General features: G+C 44.6%; 12 protein-coding genes. 7 read left to right on the top strand and 5 right to left on the bottom strand.

All coding sequences use genetic code 11. From position 1 onward, the window contains the following. Positions 1-472: 472 nt before the first annotated feature. Positions 473-6,376, bottom strand: a complete 5,904-nt coding sequence (locus MHB56_RS15950) for an S-layer homology domain-containing protein (RefSeq protein ID WP_341143743.1) — start codon at positions 6,374-6,376, stop codon at positions 473-475. A gap of 256 nt (positions 6,377-6,632) precedes the next feature. Here MHB56_RS15950 and MHB56_RS15945 point away from each other — a divergent pair, with 256 nt between their 5' ends. Next, entirely contained in the window at positions 6,633-7,019 is a 387-nt protein-coding gene (locus MHB56_RS15945; protein ID WP_038568262.1) for a hypothetical protein, read from the top strand. A 107-nt stretch (positions 7,020-7,126) separates the two neighbouring features. Here the strand turns inward: MHB56_RS15945 and MHB56_RS15940 are convergent, their stop codons facing one another. The 3 genes from MHB56_RS15940 to MHB56_RS15930 all read right to left on the bottom strand — a co-directional run bounded on the left by MHB56_RS15940 (position 7,127) and on the right by MHB56_RS15930 (position 10,236). Then, on the bottom strand, positions 7,127-8,143 hold the full coding sequence (locus MHB56_RS15940; protein WP_076101160.1) for an AI-2E family transporter: 1,017 nt from the start codon (positions 8,141-8,143) through the stop codon (positions 7,127-7,129). A 140-nt stretch (positions 8,144-8,283) separates the two neighbouring features. Further along, complete coding sequence (locus MHB56_RS15935; RefSeq protein WP_248549159.1) at positions 8,284-9,468, bottom strand: polysaccharide deacetylase family protein; 1,185 nt, start codon at positions 9,466-9,468, stop codon at positions 8,284-8,286. 210 nt (positions 9,469-9,678) lie between these two features. After that, complete coding sequence (locus tag MHB56_RS15930; protein ID WP_341143742.1) at positions 9,679-10,236, bottom strand: GbsR/MarR family transcriptional regulator; 558 nt, start codon at positions 10,234-10,236, stop codon at positions 9,679-9,681. A 219-nt stretch (positions 10,237-10,455) separates the two neighbouring features. Here MHB56_RS15930 and MHB56_RS15925 point away from each other — a divergent pair, with 219 nt between their 5' ends. Genes MHB56_RS15925 through MHB56_RS15900 form a run of 6 tightly spaced genes read left to right on the top strand, consistent with a single transcriptional unit; the run spans position 10,456 to position 15,653 of the window. Beyond that, complete coding sequence (locus MHB56_RS15925; protein WP_341143741.1) at positions 10,456-11,337, top strand: carbohydrate ABC transporter permease; 882 nt, start codon at positions 10,456-10,458, stop codon at positions 11,335-11,337. A gap of 25 nt (positions 11,338-11,362) precedes the next feature. After that, positions 11,363-12,208, top strand: a complete 846-nt coding sequence (locus tag MHB56_RS15920; protein ID WP_076127021.1) for a carbohydrate ABC transporter permease — start codon at positions 11,363-11,365, stop codon at positions 12,206-12,208. Positions 12,209-12,243: 35 nt separating this feature from the next. Then, the gene (locus MHB56_RS15915; protein WP_339189173.1) at positions 12,244-13,590 is read left to right on the top strand and encodes an ABC transporter substrate-binding protein; all 1,347 of its coding nucleotides are present in this window, start codon (positions 12,244-12,246) and stop codon (positions 13,588-13,590) included. A gap of 15 nt (positions 13,591-13,605) precedes the next feature. Beyond that, positions 13,606-14,394: an HAD family hydrolase gene (locus tag MHB56_RS15910; protein ID WP_339189171.1), complete on the top strand. Its 789-nt coding sequence runs from the start codon at positions 13,606-13,608 to the stop codon at positions 14,392-14,394. Then, a complete protein-coding gene (locus tag MHB56_RS15905) occupies positions 14,391-14,732 on the top strand; it encodes a DMT family transporter (protein ID WP_248549163.1) in 342 nt (113 codons plus the stop codon). The genes MHB56_RS15910 and MHB56_RS15905 overlap by 4 nt, the downstream gene beginning before the upstream one ends. Positions 14,733-14,783: 51 nt before the next feature. Then, the gene (locus tag MHB56_RS15900; RefSeq protein ID WP_248549164.1) at positions 14,784-15,653 is read left to right on the top strand and encodes a metallophosphoesterase family protein; all 870 of its coding nucleotides are present in this window, start codon (positions 14,784-14,786) and stop codon (positions 15,651-15,653) included. A gap of 93 nt (positions 15,654-15,746) precedes the next feature. On the opposite strand, the gene MHB56_RS15895 is transcribed toward MHB56_RS15900, so the two are convergent. Next, a complete protein-coding gene (locus MHB56_RS15895) occupies positions 15,747-16,196 on the bottom strand; it encodes a hypothetical protein (RefSeq protein ID WP_248549165.1) in 450 nt (149 codons plus the stop codon). Positions 16,197-16,206: the final 10 nt, after the last annotated feature.

Raw genomic sequence — 16,206 nt, 5'->3', positions numbered from 1 at the left:
GTTGAATTATTTCACTGTTCATTTAATTACTGTTTAAGTATTGGTGATATCATATACCCCTTTATTCCTACCTGTCAAGTAAGTATTTTATATATTCAAAAAAAGAACACCCTCAAAGGTGCCCTCCAACTTGGAAGCTTATAGACCACTTTCCAGTACAAGCGCATGGCTGTCTTCATCATAAACCTGCATAAAAGATGATACGGCCGGTAAATAACGCTCTAACTGGTAAATATATTTTACCCGACTCCTGAATTGGCAGATTGGAGATATTTAATTTCACTTGCACTCCTTGCAATCTACCTTTTATTTTGAAAGATTCTGAAAATTAAAAATTAATTCAAAAATATTATATATGAAAAATCATATGAATAGTGGAAATTTCCTTTTTACATAGAAGAAAAAGGAGACTACACGCAAAAAAGACAAAAAGCAGGCCAGAGTCACCTCTGCCTGCCTTTGCCAACCTATCTTATAATTTGATTATTCCATATAACAGTTTTGCGATTTCAGCACGGGTCACTTTGCCACGAGGGTCAAAGTTATTGTCGCCCTTGCCGTCAAGGATTCCCTTTGCTTGCAAATCAATTACCGCTTGCTTCGCCCACTCAGATACACTATTCATATCCTTAAAGCTTGCAGCAGCAGCAACGGAAGCTTGCAATCCTGCTTTATACTGCATCAGTTTCTGCAGGACAACTGCCGCCTCCTCACGAGTAATCGCATCTTTAGGTCGGAACTTGCCATCACTGCCTTGGATCAATCCAAGCTGGACAGCTTTGTCTATCGACTGTGCATAATAAGCATCTTTAGATACATCTGCAAAAGCACTCTGTACGATAGCCCCATTTGCTTCATCCAATCCGAGAGAACGAACGGCCAGTGTAACAAAATCTGCACGGGTTACATTCGCCTGTGGTCCATAATGCGTATCGTCGATCCCTTTAATCACATGCTTAGCCGTCAGCTTGGAAATATACGACTCTGCCCAGTGACCAGCAGTATCCCTAAATTGCTTATGGTATTCCAGCACCGCAAAGGAGGAAAAGTGATTTGTTGTGAAGGTAACGGTATTATCCTTAAACACTCCACCCAAATATTCCAACGTGCTGCCATTTACATAATAGACACCCGCAAAATCTGTATCAAGCTTAGCAAGCTGTTCCTTAGTCAGCGTCAAGGTAATCGTAACAGCACCTTTAAGCTGGTGGATAGCCGTTTCTTTGCCTCCTGCAGATGTACTGAGGTTCAGCGTAACGTTAGCTCTGAATGGACTCATTCCAGCGTCATTGGCCTGTACAGATATCATACTCGTATCAATGCTTAGTAGCAGCATATCACTGCCTGCCGGAATGGCTGGTAAGGAGCTTGTTGGTACGCTCAAGGTAACGTTAGATGAAACAATATTCAAATTCAACTTCTTATCGACAGCCTGTTGAACAGCGGCTGCATCAAGAGCAATTCTAATCTGATCTTGAGCCGAGGTTGCTCCGCCTGCGCTAATCTTTAGGCTTCCCCCTGTAGCAGCTTCCTCTATCAGTTTCTTCAAGGCTGACGGATCAGCTGTATACGTCCCATTACTTCCTAATGCCAGTTCAATGTTTCCTTTTCCCGCTCCAGGTGTGGCTGTAGGCGTTGGAGTCACTGTTGGCACTGGTGAAACTACCGGAGGTGCCGTTGTCACCTCTGGTGCTGGTGTAGGCGTCACTTCTGGCGATGGCGTCACTTCTGGCAATGGCGATACCTCTGGTGTCGGCGTTACCTCTGGTGTCGGTGTCACCTCTGGTGTCGGCGTCACATCCTCTTTTCCAGTGTAAAAGCCCCAGATATCTGAAAGCACACTACCGGAGTGATCATCCTCAACCTTTGTATACCATTGGTAGTAGCTATCCGGATTCAGCTTACTCCAAGTGACCTGAGTCTCCGCGCCACTCTCTACTTGTGGATTGGCCGCAATTTCCTGATCGCTGTAAACCTTGACTCCGATATAGTCGGTAGCCACACGTTTAGTCACAGGCTGTAAATCCAGATCCAGAACGAACTCATCTTTGCCTGGATATTCGTCTTCATCATAGTAGTTATAATCATCCAAATAAGGCGAATAAGTCTTCACGCGAAGTTTGTTATTAGCAACATCGAACTGAAGCAGTCGGATATAGCCGAGACCCCCTTCTTCAGCGCCTTGATAATCTGCCAGCATTTGATAGACACTGCGGTCTGGAATACCGTCACCGTTATCATCCAGCTCGTCTACTTTAAGCTCAGCATCATGATAATGGCCGGACAGTGCTGCGATTACGTTTTTATTAGGTTTCACAACCATCTCAAAAATCTTATCCGCAATAGGTGCCCGGTTATTAGAAACCAGCAAGTATTCATGGAGACAAAGAATCGCTTTACGCTCTGGATAACGGGCAACGATCTCATTCATCCATTCGATTTCTTCCTCAGCCAATCCCCAGCCCATGTATACAATAACAAAATCATTTCCGTTCGCAGACACTAAATCGTAATGGCCCCTGTTGTTGTCATAAGAGCCACCAAAGGTCGGCATATTCTTGAATCTCCACTCTCCAAAATACTCCCAGAATTTCGTGTAATCCCCGGTTTGATGACCTACGTCATGATTACCTGCAAGAACACCATAAGGAATGTTAGCTTCCTCCAGAACCTTCATGTCCCGGTCAGCTTCCTTCCACTCATACTCCTGATAGGATTTATCCACGATATCTCCTGTATGAATAACGTATTTCAGGTTCAAGCTCTCTTTGTTGTCAGCTATCCATTCTACATTTTTACGGTAAATGTAAGGGTAGCTCTGTGAATAATATTGTGTATCAGACATCCATACAAAAGAGAAGTCATACGTATCTTGTGTTACTGTAGGTGCTGTCTTAGCCACAGAAGCAATTTCATCCTGAACCATTACGGCAATGCTATTTCCATTAGCATATTCTCCAGCTGTAACCGTGGATTTCAGCTCAAAATCCTCTGTTCCAGCGATTAAATGATCCAGCTGTACCCATTTTTGTTGAGCTGGACTCCATGCGTAGAGACTTACTTTTCGTCCCGGCAACGAATTCCCTTTCCATTCAATATCTACACGATCTGACGCCTTAACCGACTCATCCAGCTTAATTTCATAACGCTGATAAGGGAATTGATCGACAGCATCATTAATTAAATATTGTCCGTCCACCGCACTTATTTTACTGTAGTCATCACTGCTAAGCGCTTGTTCGCCCGCAGGTACGGATTGTTTCGGCGGCTCTGTATCGGATGCATTTATAAACCCAGCAAAGCCTTGCTCCGGATGGTTAGCATCGTACTTAAATCCTCTAAAGAAGGTAACGTTTATCTTATCCTGATTAGGATCTTCAACCTTAACCTTTAAAGTCGGATTAGTACCTACAGCGGTCTCCCAGTTTGTAGGAGAAATAAGCAGTGGCGCAAATGGATTCTCATTCGGTACATGGAATGTAATGACCTTTTCTGCCTGATTGCCAATCCTGTCTAAGGCTGTGATAGAAAGCGTATGATCCCCAGCCGACAACTTCCCGGATGAAGTAGCATAGGGCAGTTCAATAACATTACCATCCAGCTTCACGCTGACCTTATCTACACCCGCATAAGTATCCTTAACTTCAGCAGCAATTTCAAAATTGCCACGGTAAGTTTGTCCTTCTTCTATGGATGCTTTGATGGATGGTGGCGTGTTGTCGACAATTACGTTTGATGATACTTTCGTTCCACCTTCGGTAAGCGTTACTTTATGTTCTCCGTCAGTTGCTTCCTTAGTATTCCAGTTGTACGCCTTTGAACGGAACAAATCCGCTTTTAGATCAAACTGGAAGCCGAGGGATTCATGCTTACCTGCGCTGTCCCCCATCTTGATTTCCTTATCACGTTCTGCATAAGCCGGGTCCCAAATTTCGGTACCATCTGCCAGCAGGAGACGAACATTTTTTACTTCAAAATCATCCTTATTCTCCTCAGGACGAGGATCAAATGGAGATGATTTAGAGCCCGCCCGAATGTAAATCACATTATCCGTACCCTTTTTTAAAGCGGCAGAAGAAATAGGAAAAGTCAATGTAGTATACGTAGTAATCGGGTCCATAAAGGTATACAGAATACTGGCATCTCCTAGTTCTTCCGGTCCCATCGTGATCGCATTTTTAAAATAATAGTCCACATTTTTAGCTTCAAATACAAAGTAGGCATCATTCTCCAGTGCATTATATGCCTCGTTATTGCCCAGTAACTTACTGTCAATGCTCAAGCCTAAGACATCAGCCTTAGCGGTGGCAGAGGTTCCCTTTACGGTCACGGAGCCATTGATCAACTGCCCTTCCTTCACATTCAAACGAAGGGGTGATTGATCCTGTCCTCCTGTAACTTTTACTTTTATTACTGGAGATTGTGTTTCATTCGTTCCATCAGAAACAACAAAGTAATACTGGATTTCATTTCTGCCAATCAAATCCGCAGAGGTCAATTTAAAGTGATACAAGCTGTCGTTGAAGTCTTGGGATAGATTGTGGCTAACAGCCTCCGGCTGCTTGTCCGAAGACACTCTAACTTCCACAGAAGTAACAGCTTTATTGTCATCAGCAAAAGCCTTCAAATCGAGACCCAGCGACTGATCAATCTCCGTTACGCCGGTCAGATCTTCTACTGTTGGTTTCTCTGTATCCGGCTCCACATGGATCGGTGTGTTTGGAAGTTGTGTTACATCCGTCTGGCCTGGTGACGGAACGGCTGACCCCGTACTGATCTTGAGCATTTTGCTCAGCCCATTCACAGGATACTTATATAGAAGGGCTTTATTCTCTTTGGTGTCATCACCTTTAGCTCCACCATCGTAGGTGAGGTCAGCATCATAATACGCGGAGGAAATTTCTTTTTCCGTGTTACTTTTGATTACGACTGCCCGGCGGCCAGAGTTCGCCATACCATCGCTTTTGATCAAAAAGAGATTGGTGCCTTCAATTAAGTTTGTGTTGAATTCTGTATTGAAATCATTAGCAGTGTAAGTACTATTGGCACTATTAATAACCCAGAACACCACGGACTGCTGTGCAGGAATCAGAAAGTTGTCTGGCGTCGAAGGCCACTTCACATCGGAAGCGTTACCTTTATCAGGATAACGATAATAGACCTTGTAGTCCTTGAAATTAACTGGTGCATCAGTATTGTTATAGATCTCAATGAATTCAAAAGCGTCGCTGCTCGTTCCTTTTACATTCGTCGAATTCGGCAGCAGCTCTGTGATTAACAACGGCGGCACATTATTCGAATCAAACGCCGGCAGGTTCACATGAACAGAATAACTCTCTGTCACATTATTAACGCGGATGCTGTAATGCAGCTCCGGCTCTTCCAGCGCAGCTGCAGGAATCATTGCCGCATATTCATCCCCACCTTTTGAGGTCATGGTGATTACCGTATCTTTCGCCTGAGAAGGAGAGCCATACTGTAGCTTCACTACAGGTAGTGATCCATCTGCCCCGCTTTCCAGATTAGTAATCTTCGCACTGATAGGGAGATCGACTGGATCGACACTACTCTGTGCAATATGTTCAATTACTGGCTGCTTGTTCCCAGGAACTAGCTCAGGCACTTGTTCTGCCTCTACGGTTCCAGGCGTAGCCACAACCGTTCCCGAATTCACCATGAGGTTCATAACGGAGCTATCTGCTTGCAAATATTGATAGAAGATCCCGTTATTCTCCTTCACCTGTTCTTTTCCATAGGAAGCAGAAACAATTAGCGTATCTCCTGCTTTGCTTTTAATTTGTAAATTACGCGCAGAAGTGTTAGCCATCCCCCCGCCACCGTTGATCCGGAACAGATTCACTCCTTCCTGCAAAGCTGCAGAAGGATTAAAGTTTTTGATGAAATCCTCCGTAGGAACATTCAGATTATTGCCGTTCATAATCCAGAAAACAATATTTCCATGCGCCGGTATTACAGCATCACCATTAGGTGCCCATGTATCTTTGTCATTATAAAAGAAATAATAATCCTTAAAATTAACCGGCTTGTCCGTATTATTGTAGACCTCAACAAACTCGTAACCATCTACAGAGGTTCCATCTGTCCCTTTTACATTTTTAGTATCCGGAACAACTTCTGTAATCAGTAGCGCTCCTGGATTATTAGGTACCGCGTACACATCTGCCATTACAGTCGGTTGACTTAAAAGCGTGTCGAGCTCAACCTGTTCATCAAAATGCGCCTCTAATTCGGAAGATGTCTGCTCTGTCTCCAGTTGCTGCTCTTCGGCATACCCTGCTGGAGCCATTATTCCCAACATCAGACTGCTGGCAATTATGCTGGAAAATAAACGTTTAGCTTTTGCTGTTATTCTCAAAACTCCGAACACTCCCCATTTGTTTGATTGTGATTCAATGCATAAATATGCAATGAAGCTCATCTGGAAAGTATACCTGCGGTGTATTATCGCTATATCATAGCCGTGTTAAATCTTTAGGTTATTTTTAATATTGCTTAAGCTTCAGTTCAGCTTCGCGGGTTACAATATAACTAGTTAGAACCCATTTTAAACGATACTTTAGACGGATGCTTAAGCAAGATAAGTTATTGCAGAACAAGAAAAGAGGACTCTAATGGATATAAAAAGAGTGATCATAGTCGGAACGGTAGTTGTAGTGATGTCTTTCGGAAATGCTTGGACTAGTCTTACCGCTAATGCAAGTTCGCCTGTTAAATGGTCCACGGCAGAGGTCGCGGATCAAGACGAATTATTGGAGGTACTTAACCAGCCAACGGACGAGGATCTATACGAGGCCATATATGACGGTAAGTCACTTCAAGATATTGCATCAGAACAAGGCCAAGATATTGAAGCTGTAATCGATCTACAGGTTGCCCAGCTAACGGATCAATTGGATTCACGGTTAGCCGCTGGAAGCATAACAACCGAGCAGTATGCGGCATATAAAGCGGAGCTGAGGGACATCGTTTCAGATAGTGTCCATACTTCCTTCGGTTAAGGGAATACATACAGCGACGCTGTAACATACACACAAAAAAACCGGCTAAATGGATCTTCCATTTAGCCGGTTTTTGTATATTTAACACTTATTTTATAACAGAATCCCTAAGTTCCTATCTTGTTCTCTCTGTTAATCTCCAGAATATCAAGGAAGAATACAAAGATCGGAATCCCCAGAATCAGACCCCATACCCCGAGATAATGCTCAGAGAATAACAACACGATAAACGTATAGAACATAGGCAAATTCATTTTGGATGACATCAGTTTAGGATTTAGGAAGTAGCCTTCTACAAAATGCAGTACGGCAATCATTGCCAGTACGTATATCGTCATGACTAGGCCACCAATATTGTAACCAATAATACAAAGTGGGATTAGCGAGATAACAAAACCTACTACCGGAATTAAACTGAGCAAGAAGATCATAATGGATAATGCGAAAAGGTAAGGAAAACCTAAAATCCAGAGTCCGATCACCGTAAAGCATGTATTAAACAACGCGATCAGAATTTGTGCTTCGATCACTTTTCCGAAAGAGGAGATAAATTTTCTGCCAAAATACTCAAGCTCTACATAGAACCAAGAGATTTTGCTCTCTTTAAGGCGGGAAGTGAAACTAACGATCCTGTTCTTCTCAAGTATAAATACAAAGCTCAAAATAGTTGATAAAACAAAGCTGGTGCCCCAATTGCTTATTTTCAAGACATATTCAATACCGTCTTTCATGTACGACTGATAGTTCAAATCCTTAAGCTGGGCGAATATATACTGCACTATATCATTTTGCGGGATGTTCTCAGGGGTCAAATTGGTCAAAAAATTCGTTAACTGTTTAATCTGTATAAAAACCTTAGGCAGATAATTAACGAGGGTTATGACAACTACAGCGATTAAGGCAAGGTATAGAATAACAATAATTACTTTGCTGTTAACTGCTACATATTTGTTAATGCGCTTCGTGAGCAGCACTTGAAAGCTATTCATTACATACGCAATCAAAAACGTCAACAGTACCAAATTAAGCATATCTCTAATACTGAATAGCAGTAGAGCAACCAATCCTAAAATCAAAAAACGCCGGACCGTTAAATTTGCGTAATAACGCTTAAACAATTCCATCAGTTCTCTCCATTCGCTTACCAATTAGTACTCTATTTATAGTCTACAGTAAGGAATTCACTTATAGCAACTAGTGATTCGCCTAAAATGACGAATTTACTCACTTTTTGTAATCTCATCATCTATAAAAGTGACACTTTTCATGCTCCTGCATCCATATGAGTCAATTCAACGATTCGGCGTTTCGGATCATATTTCATATCTATATGCAGATCTTTGCATAATTGATGAAACGGAACCATCAAGGTTCCCTTCCTCATTTCAGGAGAATTCCTTACCATATTCACCTTTTGGTTGTTCAAGGTCAATTCCATAGGCAAATCGATATGCTTCATCTGATCAAGCGTCAACGCAGCGGTAAGTGTCTCACTTCCCCCGTTAATTCGTGCGGCATTCCGATCCGCTCTGGTGTTAATCCCATCCTCAATTTTGAAGGTCAGTGAAATCCCCAGCGAATCACAAACAGCCAGCAATCTGTCATTGTAGGACCCATAAGGAAAAGCAATCGCCGAATCCGTATTGCCCAATTCTTCCTTCAGCCTTTGCTCCGCCTTAGCCAGATCACGTGTAACTCTGCTGTAGTATTCGACATTCATCTCATTCCTGTTCTCATCATCAACATATAACAAGGCACTTGCAGCTGGCCGCTGCCCGCCCTCGGCATCGACAATCCCATAATGGTGCAAATCATAGGTATGACTATAAAATCCCATCCCAGCATGCTTCATTTCCCGCATTTGCTCCCAAGTGAGCTTCGGTACGCTATTCGGATCTGGGTGATCTATTGTAGATACGATAACAAAATTGACGGCTGTATATCCGTATTTTTGCAAAACGGGGAACGCCAATTTATAGAAACTCTCATATCCATCATCAAAGGTCAGCAGCACTGCATTGTCCGGAACTGCGCCGTTATTCAGCATAAATTCGCGGTATTCCGCCATGGTGATCACATGAAAACCTTCCTGCTTCAGCAGATTCATTTGATCATCAAACCGATCAACCGATAACACCCAAGGAAACTGTGGCATGGGCTTCTCAGAAAGATGATGATACATCAGCACAGCCACCTGATCTCTGTAGTAAATACCTTTTGGAAGAGGTCCGGATTTCTGCCAGCCGATTTGTGTATTTAGTGCCTGTTCAGCTACCGCCTTCGGGATCATAAGATCATCAGGCGAGGCTGGATTGGCAGCTATCGTCTTTATCATTTGACCATTTACGTTAATAGTTATTGTTGAAGGTTCACGTTGTGTATTCAAAATAGCAGCAAGGCTCAGCAGTAGAACTATGACAACAAGCAGCATATATTTTTTTGTTTTCAATCTCAGAATCTCCTTAACAACATTTCTTGTCCCTATGTAACTATATATTTTATGGAAGTTCCACCTGCTATTGGTTACATTTTCTTCTTATTTTTGTTTCTTTATCATAAAAAAGAGGGCGAACCTCAAGCCTGAACCGGCTTAAGGAACACCCCGCAAAAATGGAGATCTATATACAATTATGTACATCTATATGTGATTGTAGACGGTCTAGGACCTTCTCTTATCTGCGAAGTAATTCTCTTCCCCAAGCTCGTCCACGAACTGCTGCAGCCAATGATAATATTGGACGGCATGCTCCAGCTTCTCCAGATCCTTCAGGCAGAATTTCCGCTCCTCCTCAGATGTATCTACGGCTTGAACCAATCCCTCCAGCTCAGGAATGACAACGTCTAAAGCGTGCTTCATGACATCAATCTCCCGCTGTAGCTTCATCCCAAAAAAGTTCTTAAAGGTCTGAAAGAAATCTGTTTCCACTGCATACAGATCCTTTCGGTCCCGCTTCTCCTCCAGCTTAGTGACCATCTTGGAGGCCATCAAAGAACGGACTCCATAGCTCATATTACTCTTGCTCATATTCATCACATTCTTCATCTCTTCAAGCGTCATCGGACGGTCTTCAAAGAACATAATTCCATACAGCTGCCCGAATGAATAATTCGCACCATATAGGTCCATCGTCTGAGCAATCGCATCGATCATCGGACGCAGCAGCTGCTCGCGTGGAGATAAGTCTTTATTCTCTTCACCAAAGGCTACCTGTTTCATAGCTGCACCTTCATTCCACTTAGAATCTACCCTTCTATTTTACACAAAATAGCAACTACCTGCGCTAATCTCTTAATTTTTTACATAATCTCGCATCGATCTTTACGTCCACTTGACCACGCAGCCGCTCGATGAGTGTACAATTTTTTTTGAACGGAAGAGCTTTCCTCAGAATTATACCGCAAAAAACAGAAGATGGAATGGGGTATCGACAGAATAATGAAACGTTCGAGATTTATAGGGGAGTTGAAACCGGTGATCTTCACCTTGCCGGCAATGATTCCATTCGTTGTATTTTGGCTAGCGCCATTACTTTATGTATTTTATCTCAGCTTTACCGAATGGGACTTCATGAGCCCTGAGAAAACCTTTGTCGGACTAACCAACTATCTGGATCTGTTCAGCAATCCTGCCTTCTATAAAGCACTTAGAGTGACTCTGTTATTCTGTGCCGGAAGTGTGCTGCCCGTTATTCTGATCGGACTTGGACTAGCACTCCTGATGAACGGGAAGCTGAAAGGCTCTACCCTCTATCAGGTATTGCTGTTCTCCCCTTGGGTCACGCCGACCGCGGCTGTATCCATTGTCTGGTCCTGGATCTATGAACCCGAAATCGGCCTTGCCAATACTGTACTTGACCTCTTAGGTCTAGAAAAAATCGGTTGGCTTCAAGACCCTAAATGGGCGCTGCTCGGCGTTCTGCTCGTGACAATATGGAAATCGGTAGGCTGGGCGATGATTTTTTACTTGGTGGCACTACGCAATGTCCCTACGGATCTGCTGGAAGCAGCTCAACTGGATGGAGCAAATGCTGTTCAAAAATTCAGCCGTATTACTTTACCGCTAATCTCGCCAACGACACTGTTTCTGTTCATCGTACAGATCATCGGGGCTTTACAGGCTTACGACCAGATTAACGTACTTACACAAGGTGGACCGTCGGGATCAACACGTACCTTGCTCTATATGTATTATCAGTCTGCCTTTGAAGCCTTTCAGATTGGAGAAGCCTCTAGTGTCGCAATGATTCTGGTATTTATATGTATGCTGCTCTCCGTAATCTCACTAGAGGTTAGTAAACGGACAACCCATTATCAATAACAACTGCTGTAAAGGAGAACGACTGATGAATGCAACGATCGTACGCGTGGGCAAGCTGACCCGCCATCTATTTTTTACAGCTATTGCACTGATCATGGCCTTCCCCTTCTATTGGATGGTCACCAGCGCCTTAAAAACCAATGATGAAATCTGGCAGTCTCCGCCCACAATCTGGCCTAAGGATGCGCTGTGGAGTAATTTTTCAGCCGCCTGGCACGAAGCCCCTTTCTTCAGATATATGGGCAATAGCATATTTGTCGCTGTGTCGATTGTTATTCTGCAGGTCATAAATTCCGGGATGATGGCCTATGCGCTTACGCATATGAAATTCCGCTTCAGAGGGCTGTTCTCAGGCGTTATTCTTTTCGGCTATATGGTTCCAGCCACCGCTGTTTATCTTCCCGGATATTTGGTATTGTCCCAGCTCCATCTACTGGATTCATATGCCGGATTAATTCTATCCAACTGTGTAAGTGTCTTCTCCATCTTTCTAATTCGCCAAGCCTTCCTTCAGGTTCCCCATGAGCTGGTGGAGGCTGGAGAAGTGGACGGTTCCTCACATATGCGGATTCTGTGGACCATTCTTGTCCCCATTACACGTTCTTCCTTTGCTGTGCTAGCCCTGATCACCTTCATTGATCAGTACAATAACTATTTCTGGCCGATGCTGATCACCAAAGACCCTAATCTACAGCTAGTCTCGGCGGGTCTGCGTAGTTTCTTTACTCAAGGAGGTGCCTACGGATTAAAATGGCCGCTGATCATGGCCGCTAGCGCATTCACCATCGCCCCGTTGCTGCTAGTATTTCTACTAGCTCAGAAAACGATCATGCAAAGTGTCAATATGACCGCTGGTTCCAGCAAAGGATAAGCTAACAATTCTATTTTAATAAGAGGAGAATGATGATGAACGTATTGAAGAGACTGTCCACCCTGTCTTTGGTTGCCGGATTTACAATGTTAACAGCTTGCGGAGGAAATGCGAATACAGGCAATGTTACAGCGGCGAATGGAGCTTCTTCCTCCCCCTCCACAGAGGCTGCACCCACACAAAATGCACCGGTAACAATTGAATTCTGGTATGGTCTCGGCGGCAAGCTTGGTGAGAATATGGAGGCACTGATTCAGAAATTTAATACCTCTCAGCAAGAGGTCATTGTCAAAGGTATCGCGCAGGCAGACTACACGGAAACCGAACAGAAGCTGCAAGCAGCTATCGCTACAGGGAAAGTGCCTGCGGCTGCTCTCTCCTCCAATGTAGATTGGGCCCGTAAAGGATATTTCGCTCCGATAGACGAGCTTATGGCACTGCAGCCAGATTTCAATAAAGAGGATTTTGTCCAAACCTTTCTAAATCAGGGCCAGGTTGATGGTAAGCAATACTTCCTGCCGATGTATGGAACAACGCAGGTCATGTACTATCGCAAAGATGTTTTTGAGAAGAATGGAATTGATGCGAGCACACTAAAGACTTGGGAAGATCTGGCTGCCGCAGCTGCGAAAATGACAGTGAAGGACGGCGGCAAAACCACCCTTTATGGTTGGGAGCCTATGTGGGGTTCAGGGAACATGATTGATGCCGTACTCAGCAAAGGAGGCACTATCCTTAGTGAGGATGGAAAACAAGTTATGGTCGACTCTAAAGAGTGGATTGAAACCTGGGATTTGTTCCGCAAGTGGATTCACGAGGATAAGATCATGCGGATTCATTCCGGCGGTCAAGGCTGGGAGTATTGGTACAAGACGATTGACGATGTAATGAAGGGTCAAGCCGCAGGCTACACCGGCTCCAGCGGCGATCAGGGCGACTTGGACTTCAGCATTGTTTCGGCTATGGAGCAGCCAGGCTGGGCTGGGATCGGTGAGGGCAAACCCGTAGCCCAAGCACTTATGGCCGGCATTCTATCCAAAGCCAGCGACAGTGAAAAGGAAGCAGCTATGAAATGGCTAACCTACTTCACAAATGCTGAGAATACTGCGTCCTGGTCCATTAATACGGGATATATTTCGGTGCGCCAATCCGCATTGCAAGACCCGGCATTTGTGTCATTCAGCGAAAGTAATCCACAGATTAGGGTCCCATTGATGCAAGCTTCTCATGGTTCTGCACCTTTCCAAGACCCAACTGGCGGCAAAATTAACGATGCGTTGACAATCGCCGCAGATAAGGTGCAAATTGAGAATATCCCAGCAGCACAAGCACTTAAGGAAGCACAAGAAACGGCACAAGCAGCGCTTGATAAATTAAAATAAAGGGCGGTGGACTTCATGTCTGAGCTCATCACTCCGCAAGGCAGATACGCTGTAGCAGCTATTCTATTCGATAAGGATGGTACGCTGCTCCAGTTCGTATCCCTCTGGGGCAGCTGGGGCGAATGTTTTTTAGAGAGATTCACGAAGTATATGAAGCAAAGAGGGCTACAGATTGCAGAAGAGCAGCTCCCTGCATTAATGGGAACTATACACAATGCCCAAGGAAGCATTACCGATTATGATCGGAACGGCCCCCTGGCTATGGGGACTATGAGTGACCTCTATGCCATCCTGTCATGGCAGGGTTATCTGCAAGGTTTATCTTGGGCGGAGTCCATGGAGCTTGTCCATCAATGCCGTCTCGAAGCGGATGTTAGGTTAGAAGAGAAACGCCCCGTTCACTCCCTTCCGGGACTTCATCGTTTTCTTGATGAGTGTGTGAGTGCAGGCATTCCTCTCGCCGTGGTGACCGCAGATGAAACAGAGGCCGCAGACAAACATCTCCAATGGCTTGGCATACGGCATTATTTCTCCGAGGTAATTGGAACAGATCTTGTGGATCAGGGTAAACCTTTCCCCGACATGGTGCAGCTTGCCTGCGAAAGGTTGGCCGTTGAACCCGCGCACACAGCAGTTATCGGTGATACTAATGGGGATATGCGAATGGCTAAAGCAGCGGGTGTACAGGTAGCTATCGGCCTAGCAGAAAGCGACGGTACTAGTGCTTCAACACATATTCTCCCGGATGCAGATCTCATTGTACAATCTTACGCTGAGCTCAGAATTGAGGTTACTTCCCTGTGAGAATAGAAGGAATATGGGCATGGATGTTTCTGGCGCTGGCTATTGTGTTCGAACTCTCAGGGACCCTCTCAATGAAAATATCTCAAGGGTTCACCCAGCTCTGGCCTTCCGTGCTTATGTTCCTGTTCTATGGAGCCAGCTTCACCTCCCTGAATTATGCTCTCACCTCTATTAAGGTAGGCGTAGCTTATGCGATATGGTCAGGAGCGGGAATCATCCTGATTTCCTTCATAGGAACCCTGTTCTTTGAAGAAAAGCTAACCCTATCCTCACTACTTTGGATAGCCGTCATCATTGTCGGGATCATAGGACTGAATATTAGCGGCAAGACGCATTAGCAAACAGCAACAGTATTGGATAGGTTCATAGATGAAGGAGGATGCCCAAACATGAGTACGAACACATCACCTGAAGATAAACCAGTTATCACCTTTCAGATCATTACGGATACCCATGTCACTGCTGACCGCAATCATGAGTACAATCTTAACTTCGAGCTGGCTCTCCGTGATATAGCAGCGCATGGGGAAGGCAGCAGCGGGATTATGCATATCGGTGATGTCACAGACCACGGCTTCCCTGCTGAATACGAAGAAATGCTTCGTATCCTCAAACAATACAAAACCGAACTGCCCGGGATTACCTTTACCTTAGGCAATCATGATGTGGGCCTCGGAAATTGGGAATCACGTTTAGGAATGTATACGTCACAGACCGGAATGTCCGGACCCTATCATGATCACTGGGTCAATGGCTATCATTTTATTATGCTAGGGACAGAACAAGGATTGCCCAAATTCTGTGATCTTTCTTCTGAACAGCTTGATTGGCTGGAGCATAAGCTTGGAGAACAAGCTTCACCAGATCAGCCTATCTTTCTCTTCCTGCATCAACCGCTTAAAGACACCGTAGCCGGATCGCTGGAATCGCAAGATTGGTATGGTGTCACACAAGATACGGAATTAAAAGAAATCCTGTCGAGATACCCTCAGACCTTGTTATTCACTGGACATACCCATTGGGAGCTGGAGGTAGACAACACTATGTTCCCTGGCGATGGAGAGATCGCAACGATGTTTAATGCTGCTTCTGTCGCCTATCTTTGGACTAATGAAGATAAACATAAAGAGGGCAGCCAAGGCTTCTATGTAGAAGTGTATAGCGATAAAGTGCTTGTCCGGGGCAGAGATTTTAAGACAGGAAGCTGGATTGAGGCTGCACACTATGAGGTATTTTACCCAGCGGTAAGCGTATATTAAAGATAAGCATTTAAGCGAGAAATATAACAAAAAAACGATTGTGCACAGGGAGTCCTTCCCCGCAACAATCGTTTTTTACTGTAGCTATTCAGCTTAACGTCCAATCGGTGCAATCCGGTAGACAGCTGTATCTCCAACCACTGCCTTCGTATCGCTCTCGATCTGCCAACCGAAGGATAACACAGAAGCCAAACGTTCCTTCTCGGCCAAGGTTAAAGCCACCTCAGCGGCTTCCTTACCTTCCTCAAGCTCCAGAGCCGCTTCTTTGCCCAGAGCTACCCATATCCAGCTGCGAATCCCACGAATCGTGTTGTATTTAATCTGATAGCCTGTCTTCACCGCTTGCCCGAACAACTCCGGCTGCTCTGACTGCAACGTAGTCAGCTGCTTATAATCAAATTGGTATTCGCTCTCGTCAACGGGCAAATCGCCCTCTGCCACTTTACGAAGAATATCCTCATCAGACCACCCCAAGGAGCGGAGTGATTCCACCAATAACGCATCCCACTGGGATAACTTTACCCGGTTTAAGTTCTCTGACATTCTGATCCCT

Origin of the sequence: Paenibacillus sp. FSL H8-0315 (assembly GCF_038005365.1) — a bacterium.
GTDB lineage: Bacteria > Bacillota > Bacilli > Paenibacillales > Paenibacillaceae > Paenibacillus_AQ > Paenibacillus_AQ odorifer.
Note: the sequence above shows the minus strand (reverse complement) of the source record. Positions and strands in the feature narration are given on the sequence as shown.